This is a genomic window from Mesorhizobium sp. B2-5-13, assembly GCF_006440535.1.
Taxonomy (GTDB): Bacteria; Pseudomonadota; Alphaproteobacteria; order Rhizobiales; family Rhizobiaceae; genus Mesorhizobium; species Mesorhizobium salmacidum.
On the sequence record NZ_VFUI01000019.1, the window covers coordinates 23,384 to 39,302 of the forward strand.

Here is a 15,919-nt window from a genome sequence, read left to right on the forward strand (position 1 = left end):
AATTTGGCGAAGCGCCGAATCTGACCATGGTCTTGTCGAGCCGAGAACCGACGATCAGGCCCGTTCGAGCGCGACGGCAATGCCCTGGCCGACCCCGATGCACATGGTGGCCAGCGCGTAGCGGCCACCGCGTTCGCGCAGCTCAAGTGCGGCCGTCCCTGAGATGCGGGCGCCCGACATGCCCAGGGGATGGCCAAGTGCGATGGCGCCGCCATTTGGGTTGACCTGCGGCGCATCCTCGGCAATGCCGAGCTGGCGCAGCACAGCGATGCCTTGTGAGGCGAAGGCTTCGTTAAGTTCTATGACATCGAACTGTTTTGGCGTCAGGCCAAGCCGCGCGCACAGCTTCTGCGTCGCCGGCGCCGGGCCGATGCCCATGATGCGCGGCGCGACCCCGGCGGCGGCCCCACCAAGGAAACGGGCGATCGGCGTCAGCCCGTATTTCCTGACAGCTGCTTCCGAGGCAACGATCAGTGCCGCCGCGCCGTCATTGACGCCGGATGCATTGCCCGCCGTCACCGTGCCGCCTTGCCGGAACGGCGTCGGCAATTTGGCCAGCGTCTCTACCGTGGTGCCGGCGCGGGGATGTTCATCCTTCGAGACCACGACCGGATCGCCCTTGCGCTGCGGGATCGTCACCGGGGTGATCTCCTTCGACAGCCGGCCATTGGCTTGGGCCGCGACCGCCTTGTCCTGGCTGCGCACGGCAAAGGCATCCTGGTCCGCGCGGGAAACAGCGAAGTCTTCCGCCACGTTCTCGCCGGTTTCCGGCATGGAATCGACGCCATACTGCTTCTTCATCAGCGGGTTGACGAAGCGCCAGCCGATGGTGGTGTCGTAAATCTCGGCATTGCGCGAGAAGGCAGCGTCGGCCTTGGGCATGACGAAGGGCGCACGGCTCATCGATTCCACCCCGCCTGCAATCATCAGTTCCGCTTCGCCGGCCTTGATGGCACGCGCGGCGATGGTCAGCGCGTCCATGCCCGAGCCGCACAGCCGGTTGACGGTCGAGCCGGGGACTTCCTGGGGCAGGCCGGCCAAAAGCAGCGCCATGCGTGCGACGTTGCGGTTGTCCTCACCGGCCTGGTTGGCACAGCCATAGACGACATCGTCGACCGCCTGCCAATCGATGCCGGGATTGCGCTCAAGCAAAGCCTTCAGCGGGATGGCGCCAAGATCGTCGGCACGCACCGAAGATAGCGAACCGCCGAAGCGGCCGATCGGCGTGCGGATGTAGTCGCAGATATAGGCCTCGGCCATGTCAGGCAGCCTTCCCTTTTCCGGTTCCTTCATGCGCCGCCTTGGTGCGGGCCTGCAGGTCGCGCAATGTCTTCAGTTCGAGTTCGCTTGGCGCCGGTGTTTCGTCAAGCGCCTCGGCGAACTTAACCACCCAGCCACAGCTCTCCTGCACCTGCTTGCGGGTGACCCCGGGATGCATCGAAACAACAGTGAATTCCTTGGTCACCGGATCCGGCTTCCAGATGGCGAGATCGGTGACCAGCAATGTCGGGCCCGATGTGTCGATGCCCAGCCGCTGGCGGTGGTCGTCGCCTTCGCCATGGCCAAAGGAGGTGAAGAAGTCGATTTTTTCGACCATGCCGCGCTTGGTCTGCGCCATGGTTATGTAGATCTCCTTCGACGATGTCGCGATCTCCGGCGCGCCGCCGCCGCCGGGCAGACGCGTCTTGGGATGGAAATAGTCGCCGATGACGGTGGTGTTGATGTTGCCGAACTTGTCGAGCTGAGCGGCACCGAGGAAACCTATGGAAATGCGGCCGCCCTGCAACCAGTAGCGAAACATCTCCGGCACGGCGACGGTGGTGACGGCGGTCTCGCACAATTCGCCATCGCCGATCGACAGCGGCAGCACGTCGGGCGCGGTGCCGATCGTGCCGCTCTCGTAGATCAGCGTTATGTCAGGCGCATGCGTCAGCCGCGCGACGTTGCAGGCGGCCGACGGCGCGCCGATGCCGACGAAACAGACATCGTCGTTCTTCAACGCACGGCTGGCGGCGATCGTCATCATCTCGTTGGGGGTAAAGGCGAGCTGGCTCATGCCGCTTTCCTCAGATGTTCGACGCGGGCCGCGAAATCATCGCTGGTTCTTTCGATGACGTTCGCCTGCATCCAGGCCTGGAATTTCTCGCGGTCAGCGGCGATCTCATCCCATTCGAGATAGGCGGCGTTGTCCCTGACATAATAACCATGTGCGTAGGACGGATGCGCGCCGCCGGGCACGGCCGAGATCGCCGCGATCGTCCAGCGCGGCAGCACGGTCAAATTGGGGTGCAGGTCGTCGAAATTGTCGACGACTTCCTCCACCGTGACCACGGCGCGCCTCGCCGCCAGCACGGCTTCCTTCTGGATGCCGATGATGCCCTCGACCAGCACATTGCCTTTCCTGTCGGCCTTCTGCGCATGGATGAAGGTGACGTCGGGCCGGATCGAAGGCACCGCCGCCAGCACCTCGCCGGTGAACGGACAGGTGACCGACCTGATGTTGGGATTGACGTCAGCCAACCCGGCGCCGCGATAGCCGCGAAACACGGCACAGGGCAGGCCGGCCGCGCCCGCTTCATAGGCGTTGGCCATCCCGGCATGGCTGTGTTCCTCGATCTCGATCAACCGGGGGAAACCGTTCTCGATCGCATCGCGGGCGCGCCGCAGCAGGCCGACGCCGGGGTTGCCGACATAGGAGAAGACGATTTTTTTCGCCATGCCCATGCCGATCATCTGGTCGTAGATCAGGTCGGGCGTCATGCGGATCAGGGTCAAGTCGCGAAACCCCTGGCGGATCGCCTCGTGCGCTGCCGCCATCGGGATCAGATGGGTGAAGCCTTCGAAGGCAACCGTGTCGCCATTGCTGAGGTTCTCGGCCACGGCCTGTTTGAGCGGCAGGAACTTGACCATCGCAGCGGCCCTCAGGATTCAACAAAGTTCGCATTGCGAACAAAAGTACCGTATGTGATATTTTCTAGCAGGATTTCTTTGTGGTCTGAGAAGCCTGTTGAACTTTCCAAGTCGGTGAGTCAGCGCCCCCCTCTGCCCTGCCGGGCATCTCCCCCACTTGGGGGGAGACCGGATATCACGCCGGCTTTCGCCAAATTCCAACGTTGCAGGACACGGCGGGGCGCCAAAGCTGCCGATCTCCCTCCTCGTGGGGGAGATATCCGGCAGGGCGGAGGGGCGCCGGCCCGCCAGCTTCTAAATAAGCGCCCCTCAATGCTTGAGCCTATCCCGCATCGCGTACCACAGCATTCCCAGCACATAGAGCGGCCCGCGCAAGGCCGTCCCACCCGGGAACGGCATTGGCGTCAGCGTCGAGAACAGGTCGAGCCGCGAGGCATCGGCGGTGATCGCTTCGGCGAGCAGCTTGCCCGACAGCGTCGACAGGATGACGCCCTTGCCGGAATAGCCATGCGCGAAATAGACCTCGCCATAGTGCCCGACATGCGGCAGCCGCGACGTTGTCACCGACACTAGTCCGCCCCAGGCGTGGTCGATGCGGCATCCCTTCAACTGCGGGAAGGTGCTTTCCATGTGCGGCCGCACGAAGCCGGCAATGTCGGCCGGCGGTGACGGCGTATAGCGCTCGCCGCCGCCGAACAGCAGGCGTCCATCCGCCGACATGCGGTAATAGTTGACGACGAAGCGTGTGTCGGACACCGCGACATTGGCGGGGATGACGTTGCGAGCGCCCTCCAGCGGCTCAGTAGCGACGATGTAGTTGCCGACCGGCATGATTCGGCTGTTGACGCGCGGCTCCAGCCCGTTGAGCAGCGCATCGCCCGCCAGCACGACATGTCTGGCACGGACCGATCCCTTTGCCGTCGAAACCCGGATCGACGGCTCCCGCTCCAGCTTCACGGCCACCGAATTCTCGTGGATGGTGACGCCGGCCGCGACGGCCGCGCGGGCAAGGCCGAGCGTGTAGTTCAAGGGATGCATGTGGCCGCCGAGCGGCTCGTACATCGCGCCATGATAAGGCGTGTCGACCTTGGCCCGCGCGTCCGCCGCCGAGAGTATCTCGATGTCGCGGAATTTCATCACGCTCTCGAGGCACCTGGCCTCCTCTTCCAGATCCCTGAGGTCGGAGCCGTTGACCGCGCCGACCAGATGGCCGGTCAGCCTGAGATCACAATCGAGGGCGTTGCGCTCGATGATGTCGAGCACCAGTCCGCGCGCTTGGAAGGCAAGGTCGAACAGCACCTTGGCGCGCTCAGGCCCATAGAGCTTGACCAAACCCTTGGCGCCCTTGCGCAGGCCGGGGATCATCTGGCCGCCATTGCGCCCCGACGCACCCCAACCGATCCTGCCGCCTTCGAGCAGCACGACCTTCAGGCCGCGCTCGGCGGCGTGAAGGGCGGCCGACAGGCCGGTGCAGCCGCCGCCGACGACGACCAGGTCGGCATCGACATCGCCGGCGAGCGCCGGATGGTCCCGCGCCGGATTGGCGGTGGCGACGTAGTAGGATTTGCCGATATCGAGACCGGAATTGAAACCCGTTGAAGATGCCACGGTTACACCTTCAGCAACAGGTGGTCGCGTTCCCAGCTCGTCACCACGCTCTGGAACAGGTCGAGCTCGACGCTCTTGACGCGCACATAGGTCTGGAAGAAGTCCTCGCCGAGCAATTCCCGCACCGGGTCGCAAGCCGTGAAGCGGTCGAGCGCTTCCTCCATGGTCTTCGGCAGCGTGCTCCTGATCTTGTAGGCGTTGCCCGAGGCTTCGGCCGAGCGCGCCAGCTTCTGCTCGACGCCGAGATAGCCGGCAAGCAGCGAACCGGCGATCGTCAGATAGGGATTGCAATCGGCGCCCGGTAACCGGTTCTCGACCCGCCTTGCGGCGCGCCCTCCCGCCGGCACGCGCAGCCCGCAGGAGCGGTTGTCATGCGACCACTCGATATTGGCCGGCGCGCTGTGGTTGGGCCGGATGCGGCGGAACGAGTTCACGTTGGGCGCGAACAGTGGCATGATTTCGGGAATATATTTCTGCAGGCCGCCGATGAAATGGCCGAACATCGTGGTGTCGGCATCGTCAGCGCTGGCGAAAAGCGCGTTGCCGGCCTCGTCGGCGACGGACATGTGCAGATGCATCGAGCTGCCGGCCTGGGCCGCGATCGGCTTGGCCATGAAGGTCGCATGCATGCCGCATTGCTGCGCGGCCTGCCGCGTAAACCGCTTGAACAAAAGCACCTGGTCGGCCAGCGGCAATGCGTCGCCATGCAGCAGGTTGATTTCCAGCTGCGCCGTGCCCGATTCATGGATCAGCGTGTCGAGCGGCAGGCCGGCCGCCGCTGAATAGTCATAGATACGCCGGATCACCGGCTCGAACTCCTCGAGCGCCGCCATGTCATAGGGATGCTGCACGCCCTCGGCCCGGCCATTGGCGCCGAGCGGGGCGGTCAGCGGCTTGTCCGGATCGGGATTGTGTGCGGTGAGATAGAATTCGAGTTCCGGCGCCACTACCGCGCGCCAGCCGCGCTGGCGGTAGAGATCGAGCACGGCGCGCAGCACATGGCGCGGCGAGGCCATCCACGGCCTGCCGTCTATATGGAAAGCGTCGGCAAAGACATAGGCCTTGCCAGCGCCAGCGCCCGGCGCCAGGCACAGCGTCGAGACATCGGGCACCATGCGCATGTCGGGGTCCGAATAGGCAAAACCCTCGTCGATAGAGCCGGAATAGCGGCCATCGATGCTGACCAGGAAGGCGCTGCTCGGCAAATAGAGCGCGCGGTCTTCCAGCGCTTTGAGGAATTTGGCCGTCGGCAGCGCCTTGCCGCGCAGCACGCCATTCATGTCGGGCACCAGGCACTCGACCTCATTGATGCCGTGCTGCGTGAGCCAGGCCTTGGGGTCGTGGATTGCGGTATTCGTGTTCTTATCAAGCATTTCGTTCATGTCCGTATCAGGGAGAGTATGGCTTGCGCGGCCACGTCCGTTCCGGGTTTCAGCGCCATCTCGGCTGCATTGTTGAGGCGGGCGCGCATGGCGTCATCGGCCAGCAGGCCGAGAATGGCTCTCTCCAATCCTCCTTCGGTCCAGCCGTCACGGCCGATATGGTCGCCGACGCCGGTCTCTCCGGCGCGTTGCGCATTGTCGTGTCCGTCCCAGCAATAGGGCATGATCAGCGACGGCACGCCGAAACGCAGCGCTTCGCAAAAGCTGTTGTTGCCGCCGTGGTGGATGAACAGGTCCGACTTCGCCACCACCGAGAGCTGCGGAAACCAAGCGTCGAGATAGACATTGTCGGGCACCGCGCGATGCTGGATGAAGGCTGGGCGCCCCGGGCCCGCAAGGCCTGTGCGATGCCGATGCAATTCAGCGCGGCGCCAGAGCCCGTCTTGGAAAACAGCGCCATGGTCGGGCTGGCTTTACGCGTCAATTCATCCTCTTCAATCCGGCCGGCTGATCGCGCCGAACAGTGCGGCCCCGTGCCTGGCCGCCTGCGGTCGCCGGCTGCGAGGCGCAGGTGGACGCGAAACAGATCGGCACCCATTTCATACTTCCGGTTTTCGAGATGGTCGAGTGTATTGAGGTGTTCGCGCAACGATTGCCTCGGCCGGAAGACGCCGTCAGTTGCGGCGGCCCGCCAAAGGACGCCAGCAGCAGATTGGCCGCCATTGTCGCTGACGGTCACGGCGGCCTCGCACAACCGCGCCACCGTCATCTCGCTGCCGGCGAATTCTGGTCGTCGGAGAGTTGGCGACGGCGGCGTCATGCGGAACCTTGATGCCGCGGTCGAGCTGCTCGATGCCGCCGTCGACACGATGCAGGACGAGCGCCGCCATAAGCGCCTTGAACGTGCTGCACATCGCCTTGTCGTTAAACGGGAACGGCTCCAGGAAAAACAATGCCGCCGGGCGAAGCCCAGCGGCATCTTCTTTGACTGGCTACTGCCGTTCAGTGACGATCCGCTACGGCGTCGTTCCCGCTTGAAGCTTGGCCGCCGTCTGGTCGATCTTGCCGCCAAGGACGCCTTGGGCCCAGGCCGTGACCTCGGCGTCGACAGGCTTGTTGGCCATGTCCGTCAGCGCCGCGTCGAGCGATGCGTCATCGGTGCCGACCGCTGCCGCGGTTGCCGCGGCCGCGGCTTCGTCGGCAGCCGCATTATCGGCGGCGACCACAGCCTGCTGAGCTGTGACATCGGCCTGCAAGGCCGATATCTGCCCAGGCAGGGCCGCCTGCTGTTCGGGTGTCATGGCGTCGATCTCGGCCTGCGACAGCGACGTCAGTGCGCTCAGCTGCGAATTCAGCGCATCCAGCTGGGCCTGGGCAGCGGCAGCCGTGGTGGCAGCCGCCGCAGCCGCGGTCTGCGCATTCTTGGCTTTCGCCGATTGTGTCACGAATGCCTGAATGGCACCGAACTTCTTGCTCTTGGAGTTCATATAGGCGTTGATGTTGCGCTGCAGCGAGTTCAGCCGGCCGAGTTTGGCGTGGATGTTCTTCTGCTTCGACGAGACTTCTGTATCGACCGTGGTGCTGGCCGTGATGTCCGTTTCCGTCTTGGCTGCCCGTCCCGGTGCCGACGACGACTTGCCGTGCGAAGCGCCGCTGTTGCCGCCACTATTCCCGTGGGTGCCGCTATTGCCGTTGCCCCCGGAATTGCCGTTGCCGCCGCCATTGCCTCCAGCATTGCCGCCGCCGTTGCCATGCCCATTGCCGGCGAGCGCCGGAGACGCCAGAAGCGCCAATGCAGCCAGCGCCGCGAACAGAGTTTTCCGGTTTGTCATGGTAATCTCCTCGGGAATCGCGTTCTCGCCCACCGCTGAACCATCTGCGTATGAGAAATCGCTAATTGTACCCGGTAAACTTTAAACAAATGCGGTCGCAATCCGAGAGCGGGCGCCAAGCCGGAAACGTAAGCCACTGAAAAGCAACGGAATTCACTGCCTTTGACTTGCGATGGCACTGAAGTCCCATGCCAGCCAGACCTTGGTCTTGTGCCGTCCGGCGCCACGCGAAACCGCAGGAAAAAGGGGGCTGAATAGGTAGGGCGATAGATAAAAGCAGAAGTCTCAGCCGATGCTTTCACCGCCGTCGATCACCAGCGCCTGGCCGGTCATGAAGGACGATCGGTCCGACACGAGAAACAGGATCGCTTCGGCGATCTCTTCGGCCACGGCCCAGCGCCCCATCGGGATTTTGGTGCGGACATAGGTTTCGATCGCCGCGCGTCCTCCCATCTGGGCGATGAATGGCTCGTTGAAGGGCGTGTCGACCCAGCCCGGGCAGAGCGCGTTGACGCGCACATTGTGCCGGGCATAGTCGAGCGACATCTGCCTGGTCATCGCCACCACGGCATGTTTCGACGTCGCATAGGCGATCATCTCGCGGTCGTAGAAGACGCCCGAATTCGAAGCCGTGTTGAGGATGACGCCGCCCCCTTGCGCGATCATCGACGGCATGACGATCCGGGCCGCGAGGAATTGCGCCCGCACATTGACCCGCCAGGAGGCATCCATGCCGTCGGTCTCGACCTCGGTCAGCGTGCCGCCGACCTGGATGCCGGCATGATTGTGCAGGATGTCGATGCGCCCATGCTTTTCCAGCGTACGGGTTATGAGTTGCTCAACAGCCGCGTCCTCGCCGACATCGGTGGCGATAGCCTCGGCCCGGCCGCCCATTGCCCGAATGCCTGAGGCCGTTGCCTCGCCGTTGGCCGCATCCCTGTCGGCGATGACGACCATAGCGCCTTCCCTGCCCATGATCATGGCGCCAGAACGTCCGATGCCGGAGCCGGCGCCGGTCACCACGGCAATGCGGTCTTTGAGGATCATGGAGCGGCTTTCAGTTTGATGGCCTGCGCTGGCGCAGCTGCCATTGGGCAAGCACCACGAGCAGGACGGAAGCGACGAGCACGATGGTCGCGACGGCGTTGATCTCCGGCGTCACGCCGCGCCGGATGGAGGCGAAGACATAGATCGGCAGCGTCGTCTGCGCGCCGGCGACGAAGAAGGCGACGATGAAATCGTCGAAGGAGAAGGTGAAGGCGAGCAGAAAACCGGCGACCACCGCCGGCATGATCTGCGGCAGGACGATCGAGCGGAACGTCGTCAGCGGCGTGGCGTAGAGGTCGCTCGACGCTTCGACCAGATTGCGGTCGAGGCTGCCCAGCCGCGTGCCGACGATCATCGCCACCAGCGCCATCGAGAACAGGCCATGCGCGGCGATGATCGAGCCGTAGCCGAGCGACAGGCGCGGCGGTTGGTCGCCGGGCCAGACTGAGGCGAGGAACGGATTGACGACCGCGAACAGCTGGACAAGCGCGACCAGCGTCGAGATGCCGATGACGACGCCGGGAACAACGATCGCCGCGCCGAGCAATCCGTCGAAGACGGCGCGGGTTCTGATGCCGACACGCGCCAGGCCGAGGGCTGCCGCGGTGCCGAACACCGCCGCCAGAAGGGCGCTGGTGCTGGCAATGAACAGGCTGTTCTTCAGCGCCTCGACCAGGAACGGGTTGGACAGCGCCTTGCCATACCATTGCACGGAGAAGCCGGTGAGCTCGCTGGCATGGTGGCCGGCATTGAAGGAGAACAGCACGACCAGCACGATCGGCAAATAGAGGAAGGCGAAGACGGCAATGACGAAGGCGCGCATCAGATCAGGTCCACCCTGCGGGCGCCCGAGACCCGGGTCGAGATGCGGTTGGCGGCAATCAGCACCACCACCGAAACCAGCACCAGCGTGATCGCGATGGCCGACCCGAATGGCCAGTTGCGCGACTGCAGGAACAGATCGACCAGCGCATTGCCGATGAAGAAGACCTTGCCGCCGCCAAGCAACGTCGGGATCAAATATTCGCCGAGCAGCAGGATCATGACCAGCGAGAAGCCGGTCATCACGCCCGGCAGTGACAGCTTCAGGGTCACGCCCAGAAAGGTTGACAATGGCGTCGCGCCGAGATCGGCGGAGGCTTCCAGCAGCCTCCGGTCGAGCCGCTCGAGGCTGACATAGATCGGCAGGATCATCAGCGGCAGATAGCCGTAGACGATGCCGAGCAGGACGGCGCCCGGCGTGTTGATCAGCCTGACATCCTCAATGCCTGCAAAGGCGAGCAGCGCCGGTATGCCGCGTCCGCCCAGAATGTACATCCAGGCATAGGTCCGCATCAAAAGGCTCGTCCAGAATGGAATGACGACCAGCGCGAGCAGGATCAGCCGCCAGCGCTGCGGCGCCTGCAAGGCGAGGTAATAGGCGACCGGATAGGCAACGAGCAGGCAGGCAAGCGCGCCCACCGGCGCCAGCACCATCGTGTTCCAGAACGCGGTCGCCCGCGCCGGAAGATTGGCGTATTGCGCCAGCGTGAAGGCTGCCTGATAGCCGCCCTCGGGCGCCCGCTCGCCGACGCTGAACACGGCGATGGCGATGAACGGCAGCACCAGGAACACCATCAGCCATGCTGTCGCCGGCGCGAGCAGCAAGGCAGTCAGGAAATTATGCCGAAATCTGTTGCCGTGCATTTGAAAAACCGCCCCGGTACCGGCGGACATGGGCCCGCCGGTCGATTGTCTTTGTTCAGGCCAGTCTCAAGCCGATTTGAAGCGCGCCATCAGTTCGGCGCGGCCCGGATCGGTCAGCGTCGCCGCCGCGCCGAATTCGAGCGGCGTCAACAGGTCCGCCGCCGGATAGAGGATCGGATTGTCGAGCACCTCCTTGGGCAGCAGCTTGTTGACCCGCGCATCGGTCGAAGGCGCGCCATTGGCCAGGTGCTCCTTCACCGCGACCTGCGGGTTCATCAGATAGTTGAGCAAGGCATAGCCGGCAGGCTTGTTCGGCGCGTCTTTCGGGATGGCATAGAAATCGGTCCAGATCTCGCCGCCTTCCTTGCCAAGCACATAGGCGATCTCGGGAATGTCGCGATGCAGCTGCGCACCGTCATTGGTCCAGCACATCGTCATCCACGCGTCGCCCGCGCGCATGCCCGGCTGGTAGTCGGATGAGACGGCGAACAGGTGCGGCTTGATCTTCAGCAGCAACTCCTCCGCCTTGGCGAGCTCGTCCTGTTTCAGCGAATTGAACGAATAGCCATAATATTTCAGCGCATTGCCGATGGTCGTGAGCTGGTAGTCATGCACCATGGTGCGGCTGTCGCCCTCGGCCATGGCGGTATCCCAGAATTCCTTCCAGCTCGTCATCGGCTTGGTGAGCTTCTTGGTGTTCACCGCAAAGCCTGTCGTGCCCCAGTTCTTCGGCACGGCGTAAATAGTGCCCTCGATGGTACCCTCGGAGGTGAAGCGCGGATCTTCCTGGGTGCCGTCGAAATTCGGCAGCTTCGCCATCTCCAGCGCCTCGATGATGCCGAGCTTCTTGTAGGTCGAGATGGTATAATTGGTCGGCACGAACAGGCTCCAGCCCGAGGCCCCGGCCTGCAGCTTGGCCAGCATCTCCTCGTTGGAGCCGAACACGTTGACCTCGACGGCGACGCCGGTGTCCTTCTTGAAGTTCTCGAAGGTCTGCGGGTCATGGTAGTTCGGCCAGGTGGCGATCGACATACGGTCGCCAAGGCTTTCGGCGGCGAAAGCCGGCGTCGGCATGATGCCGATCTCGCGCGCCATCACCGCCGTCGCGATGCCGAGTCCGGTGAGGCCGAGGAAGTCGCGGCGGCCGATTGAGCCACGCTTCAGGCGCATCAGTTGGTCGACGAAATTCTCGGGGCTTATCGGCAGTCCGTCACGATATGATTTCGACATGTTTGTTTACCCTCTGGTTGGTCCCGTTGTTCTTGGTTTCCGGAAACGCCAGCGGCGTTCCGGAGGCATAGCCGATGGCGACGGGTTCGCCCGGCTTGAAGAGATTGCCTTGGCCGATCAGGTGATCAGCCTTGGCGAGCAAAGTGCCGATGCCCTGGACCTCGATCGCGTATTCCGCCGTCGAGCCCAGGAAAATCCGGTTGCGAACAACGCCCTTGAGCGGACCGCTTGTCGGAGCGCCAAGGCTGAGTGATTCAGGACGAAGGCTGACCGAGACGGTCTCGCCTTGTTGCAGGGCAGTGCGCTTGCGCGCCGCAATGACGGTGCCGTCCGCCAGCGCCACGCTGACAAGATCACCCGCATGACCGGCAACCTTGCCGGCAAGAAGATTGGTCTTGCCGACGAAATCGGCCACGAACAGGTCGGCCGGCTCGTCATAGATCTCGCTCGGCTGGCCGAGCTGGACGATGCGCCCGCCATTCATGACGCAGACGAAATCGCTCATCGACAGCGCTTCCTCCTGGTCGTGGGTGACCAGCACGAAGGTGATGCCGATCTCGCGCTGCAGGTTCTGCAGCTCGATCTGCATGTCGGTGCGCAGCTTCTTGTCGAGCGCCGCCAGCGGCTCATCGAGCAACAACACTGCCGGCTTGTTGACCAGCGCGCGCGCCAGCGCGACACGCTGCTGCTGGCCGCCGGACAGTTCGTGGATTTTGCGGCCGCCATAGCCGGCGAGCCGCACCATTTCGAGCGCTTCGCCGGACCGCCGGCCGATCTCGCGCGACGACAGCCGTGGCCTTGCCTGGCGCAGGCCATAGGAAACGTTGGCTTCCACGTCGAGATGGGGGAACAGCGCATATTGCTGGAACACCATATTGACCGGCCGCCGGTAGGGCGGCGTGCCGGCCATGTCCTGGCCGCGGATGAACACCTGGCCCTCGCTCGGCTGCTCGAAGCCACCGATCATGCGCAGGCAAGTCGTCTTGCCGCAGCCGGACGGTCCAAGCAGGGCAACGAAGGCGGACGGTGGCACGGCAAGGTCGATGCCGCTGACCGCGGTCACCGCGCCATAGCGCTTGGTGACGCCGCGAAATTCGATGTCGGGCACTGCGGTCAAGGCTGCGGGCTCCAGCGACAGGACGATGTGATTTCAAGACGCTACCAGAGCCAATGGCAGCTAGTATATACCTCGCGGGTGGTATATCTGATCTATTTTCTCATTTGAGGGGGTATGGATTGAGTGGATCCCGCAGCGACGAATACAGCCGGCTCGCCACCCTTGTCGCGGCGACGCGGGAGACGAGCGGCGACCTTTTCGGCCAAGTGATGGTCGATTGGCTGCGGCAGCATGTCGGCTTCGACCACTGCGTGATCTTCGGCTATCGCGGCGCCGCGCGCCCGTCGCTGCTGTTCGAGACGTTCACACCGGCCGAAAGCCACGTCTTCGTCGCGCTCTATCAGGAAGGGCCCTACCTGCTCGACCCGTTCCATCACGCGGCGGTCGAGCGCAAGGAAGGGTTCTGGCGCATGCGGGAACTCGCGCCTGATCGTTTCTACGCCAGCGAATATTTCCGCTCCTACTACAGCCAGACCAGGCTGGCCGAGGAAGTCGGCTTCTTCGTGCCGCTGCCGGGCAAGGACGCGCTGGTGCTGTCGCTGATGCGGCTCAGCACTTCCGGCCCGTTCGGCACCGCCGATGCCAGGCTGCTGCGCGACATGGCGCCGACCGTGATCAGCTTCATCCGATTGCGCTGGCCTGCCCTTCCCGCCGACGAGCCGGCCGAGACGAAGCAGGACGAGGAAATAGCCGCGGTCAACGAGTTCGACCGCGCCCATATCTGGAAAAGCCTGTCGCTGACGCCGCGCGAAAAACACGTCGTCGACCTTGTGCTGCAGGGACACTCCACCGAGTCGATTGCCAGGGCCATGCGCATCGTGCCGGGAACGGTGAAGGTCCATCGCCGCAACATCTACCGCAAGCTCAAGATCAAGTCGCAGGCCGGCCTTTTCGCCCGCTTCGTCGAGATCATCGACGCGCGGATCCGATGATTCCCGCAGGCCGCTGACTACCCTCGGATCCCGGCTGTTGACCCGGCTTCCCAGGAGCCGGTCTTAGCCATCCGCTTCAGCAAAGGCGCTGGCTTGAAAACATCCTTGCCGGTCCGCTCGTGCCAATATTCGAGCCGCTCGACGATCCTGGCCCCGCCTTCCAGGCTGGCCCAGAACATCGGACCGCCCTTGCCGACGGGAAAGCCGTAGCCATTGACCCAGACGACATCGATGTCGGAGGCGCGGGCAGCAATCCCTTCCTCCAGTATCTTCGCCCCTTCGTTGACCAGGGGATAGAGGGTGCGCTCGATGAGCTCGTCGGCGCTGATCGTGCGCGGCGCGATGCCCTTCTCGGCTGCCTTGTCACGGATCAGCGCCTCGACCTCGGGATCGGGTACCGGCGTGCGCGAACCGTTCTCGTAGAGATAGAAGCCACGGCCGGTCTTCTGACCGAAACGGCCCTGTTCGCACAGCGTGTCGGCGATGATGGCCGTCAGGCCGCGCGCCTTGCGGTTGCGCCAGCCGATGTCGAGGCCGGCCAGGTCGCCCATCTGGAACGGCCCCATCGGCCAGCCGAAATCGGTGAATGCCTTGTCGATCTGGGTGGGAGCCGCGCCCTCCAGCAGCAGCGCTTCCAATTCCGAGCCACGCGCCGCCAGCATGCGGTTGCCGACGAAGCCGTGGCAGACGCCGACGACGACAGCCACCTTGCCGATCCGCCTCGCTAGGTCGACCACGGTCGCCAGCGCATCCGGCGCGGTCTTTTGCGCTCGCACGATCTCCAGCAGTTTCATGACGTTGGCCGGCGAGAAGAAATGCAGGCCGAGCACATCCTGCGGCCGCGAGGTCGAGGCGGCGATCTCGTCGACGTCGAGATAGGAGGTGTTGGTGGCAAGGATAGCGCCAGGTTTCGCCACTGCGTCGAGCTTGCCGAAGATTTCTTTCTTGACTGCCATGTCCTCGAACGCCGCCTCGATAATCAGGTCGCAATCCGCGAGATCGGCATGGTCGATCGAGCCTTTGAACTGGCCGAGCCGCTGCCGCTTGGCGTCTTCGCTCAAGGAGCGGCGCGCGACCGAGACGGCATAGTTCTTCTCGATCGTCGCCAGCCCCCGCTGCAACGCTTCCTGGCTGGTTTCCAGCAAGGTGACGGGAAAGCCGCCATTGGCGAAAGCCATGGCGATGCCGCCGCCCATCGTGCCGGCGCCGATAACGCCGACGCGGGCGATCCTGCGCTTGACGACATTGCCGGGAAGCTTGGCCGCCTCGCGTTCTGCGAAGAACAGATGCCGCTGCGCGCGCGACTGGTCGCTGGCGACGAGCTTGACGAACAGCGCCCGCTCCGCCGCCAGCGCCTCGTCGAAGGGCAGCGTGACGGCATTGCGCACCGCCTGTGCACAGGCGATCGGCGCTTCCAGGCCACGCGCCTTCCTGGAAAGGTCCGCTGCCTCGGCATCGAAAGCGGCAAGGTCGGTTTCCTTGAGGGCGTCGTCGCGGTCGCGCACCGGCGTGAACGGACCACCCTTGCGAGCCATTTCGCGGGCGAAATTCACGGCGTGGGTGGTCAGATCGCCCGCGAAGACGGCATCCACCAGACCGGCGCCGTATGCCTCATCGGCACCGATCGGTGTACCGGAAACGATCATCTTCAATGCCTTGGCGGCGCCCACCAGACGCGGCAGCCGCACCGTCCCGCCGCCACCGGGCAGGATGCCGAGCTTCACCTCGGGCAGGCCGAGCTTTGCGCCTTGATCGGCAACGCGGAAATGGCAGCCGAGCGCCAGTTCCAGTCCCCCGCCGAGCGCGGTACCGTGGATGGCGGTGACCGTCGGCTTGGCAATGGCTTCCAGCACCGCCACGATGGCACGCAATTCCGGCTGCTGCATCGGCTTGCCGAATTCGGTGATGTCGGCACCGGCGACAAAGGTCCGGCCGGCGCAAGCAATGACGATTGCCGCGACCGATGCGTCATCGCGCAAAGCGACCAAAGCCTGCATCAGCGGTTCGCGGACGTGGAAACTCAACGCGTTTACCGGCGGATTGTCGATGGTGACGATGGCGACGCCACCCTCGTTCGCGACGCTGACAGAACTGGACAAGTGGAGGCCTCCCAAGACCGACTGAGATCGGGGACCGGTTTACAAGGCCACGCCGCGAATGGGAACCGGCTGGTCC

The 15,919-nt window shown here is 64.1% G+C and carries 15 protein-coding genes; 1 reads left to right on the plus strand and 14 read right to left on the minus strand.

The window, feature by feature from the left end; genetic code table 11:
- Positions 1 to 54 precede the first annotated feature (54 nt).
- From pcaF to FJ434_RS24045, 13 genes are all read right to left on the minus strand, one after another.
- Entirely contained in the window at positions 55 to 1,260 is a 1,206-nt protein-coding gene (gene pcaF, locus FJ434_RS23985) for a 3-oxoadipyl-CoA thiolase (protein ID WP_140751858.1), read from the minus strand.
- A 1-nt stretch (position 1,261) separates the two neighbouring features.
- Positions 1,262 to 2,056, minus strand: coding sequence for a CoA-transferase subunit beta (locus tag FJ434_RS23990; protein WP_140751815.1), 795 nt, complete (start codon positions 2,054 to 2,056; stop codon positions 1,262 to 1,264).
- Complete coding sequence (locus FJ434_RS23995; protein ID WP_140751813.1) at positions 2,053 to 2,910, minus strand: CoA transferase subunit A; 858 nt, start codon at positions 2,908 to 2,910, stop codon at positions 2,053 to 2,055. The genes FJ434_RS23990 and FJ434_RS23995 overlap by 4 nt, the downstream gene beginning before the upstream one ends.
- A gap of 309 nt (positions 2,911 to 3,219) precedes the next feature.
- Complete coding sequence (locus FJ434_RS24000; protein WP_140751811.1) at positions 3,220 to 4,518, minus strand: FAD-binding oxidoreductase; 1,299 nt, start codon at positions 4,516 to 4,518, stop codon at positions 3,220 to 3,222.
- Positions 4,519 to 4,520: 2 nt separating this feature from the next.
- Positions 4,521 to 5,891, minus strand: coding sequence for a glutamine synthetase family protein (locus tag FJ434_RS24005; RefSeq protein ID WP_140751857.1), 1,371 nt, complete (start codon positions 5,889 to 5,891; stop codon positions 4,521 to 4,523).
- Between the two features lie 5 nt (positions 5,892 to 5,896).
- Positions 5,897 to 6,256, minus strand: a complete 360-nt coding sequence (locus FJ434_RS24010) for a nucleotide disphospho-sugar-binding domain-containing protein (RefSeq protein ID WP_246678386.1) — start codon at positions 6,254 to 6,256, stop codon at positions 5,897 to 5,899.
- Between the two features lie 318 nt (positions 6,257 to 6,574).
- Positions 6,575 to 6,853, minus strand: coding sequence for a hypothetical protein (locus tag FJ434_RS29910; protein WP_181166087.1), 279 nt, complete (start codon positions 6,851 to 6,853; stop codon positions 6,575 to 6,577).
- Positions 6,854 to 6,916: 63 nt separating this feature from the next.
- A complete protein-coding gene (locus FJ434_RS24020) occupies positions 6,917 to 7,732 on the minus strand; it encodes a hypothetical protein (protein WP_140751809.1) in 816 nt (271 codons plus the stop codon).
- A gap of 285 nt (positions 7,733 to 8,017) precedes the next feature.
- Positions 8,018 to 8,779, minus strand: a complete 762-nt coding sequence (locus FJ434_RS24025; RefSeq protein ID WP_140751807.1) for a glucose 1-dehydrogenase — start codon at positions 8,777 to 8,779, stop codon at positions 8,018 to 8,020.
- A 10-nt stretch (positions 8,780 to 8,789) separates the two neighbouring features.
- A complete protein-coding gene (locus FJ434_RS24030) occupies positions 8,790 to 9,602 on the minus strand; it encodes an ABC transporter permease (RefSeq protein ID WP_140716757.1) in 813 nt (270 codons plus the stop codon).
- Complete coding sequence (locus tag FJ434_RS24035; RefSeq protein ID WP_140510260.1) at positions 9,602 to 10,465, minus strand: ABC transporter permease; 864 nt, start codon at positions 10,463 to 10,465, stop codon at positions 9,602 to 9,604. Before FJ434_RS24035 ends, FJ434_RS24030 begins: the two co-directional genes overlap by 1 nt.
- Before the next feature lie 66 nt (positions 10,466 to 10,531).
- On the minus strand, positions 10,532 to 11,695 hold the full coding sequence (locus tag FJ434_RS24040) for a spermidine/putrescine ABC transporter substrate-binding protein (RefSeq protein ID WP_140751805.1): 1,164 nt from the start codon (positions 11,693 to 11,695) through the stop codon (positions 10,532 to 10,534).
- Positions 11,676 to 12,812 carry an ABC transporter ATP-binding protein gene (locus tag FJ434_RS24045; RefSeq protein WP_140751803.1) on the minus strand — a complete coding sequence of 379 codons (1,137 nt, stop codon included), beginning with the start codon at positions 12,810 to 12,812 and terminating at the stop codon, positions 11,676 to 11,678. The genes FJ434_RS24040 and FJ434_RS24045 overlap by 20 nt, the downstream gene beginning before the upstream one ends.
- 119 nt (positions 12,813 to 12,931) lie before the next feature.
- On the opposite strand from FJ434_RS24045, the gene FJ434_RS24050 reads away from it, so the two are divergent.
- Complete coding sequence (locus FJ434_RS24050; RefSeq protein ID WP_140751801.1) at positions 12,932 to 13,744, plus strand: LuxR C-terminal-related transcriptional regulator; 813 nt, start codon at positions 12,932 to 12,934, stop codon at positions 13,742 to 13,744.
- A gap of 17 nt (positions 13,745 to 13,761) precedes the next feature.
- On the opposite strand, the gene FJ434_RS24055 is transcribed toward FJ434_RS24050, so the two are convergent.
- The gene (locus FJ434_RS24055; protein WP_140751799.1) at positions 13,762 to 15,843 is read right to left on the minus strand and encodes a 3-hydroxyacyl-CoA dehydrogenase NAD-binding domain-containing protein; all 2,082 of its coding nucleotides are present in this window, start codon (positions 15,841 to 15,843) and stop codon (positions 13,762 to 13,764) included.
- Positions 15,844 to 15,919 lie beyond the last annotated feature (76 nt).

Excerpts from the sequence above, each read along its gene's own strand:
- pcaF (WP_140751858.1), bottom strand. The coding sequence starts at position 1,260 with ATGGCCGAGGCCTATATCTGCGACTACATCCGCACGCCGATCGGCCGC.
- FJ434_RS23990 (WP_140751815.1), bottom strand. The coding sequence starts at position 2,056 with ATGAGCCAGCTCGCCTTTACCCCCAACGAGATGATGACGATCGCCGCC.
- FJ434_RS23995 (WP_140751813.1), bottom strand. The coding sequence starts at position 2,910 with ATGGTCAAGTTCCTGCCGCTCAAACAGGCCGTGGCCGAGAACCTCAGC.
- FJ434_RS24005 (WP_140751857.1), bottom strand. The coding sequence starts at position 5,891 with ATGCTTGATAAGAACACGAATACCGCAATCCACGACCCCAAGGCCTGG.
- FJ434_RS24020 (WP_140751809.1), bottom strand. The coding sequence starts at position 7,732 with ATGACAAACCGGAAAACTCTGTTCGCGGCGCTGGCTGCATTGGCGCTT.
- FJ434_RS24025 (WP_140751807.1), bottom strand. The coding sequence starts at position 8,779 with ATGATCCTCAAAGACCGCATTGCCGTGGTGACCGGCGCCGGCTCCGGC.
- FJ434_RS24030 (WP_140716757.1), bottom strand. The coding sequence starts at position 9,602 with ATGCGCGCCTTCGTCATTGCCGTCTTCGCCTTCCTCTATTTGCCGATC.
- FJ434_RS24035 (WP_140510260.1), bottom strand. The coding sequence starts at position 10,465 with ATGCACGGCAACAGATTTCGGCATAATTTCCTGACTGCCTTGCTGCTC.
- FJ434_RS24040 (WP_140751805.1), bottom strand. The coding sequence starts at position 11,695 with ATGTCGAAATCATATCGTGACGGACTGCCGATAAGCCCCGAGAATTTC.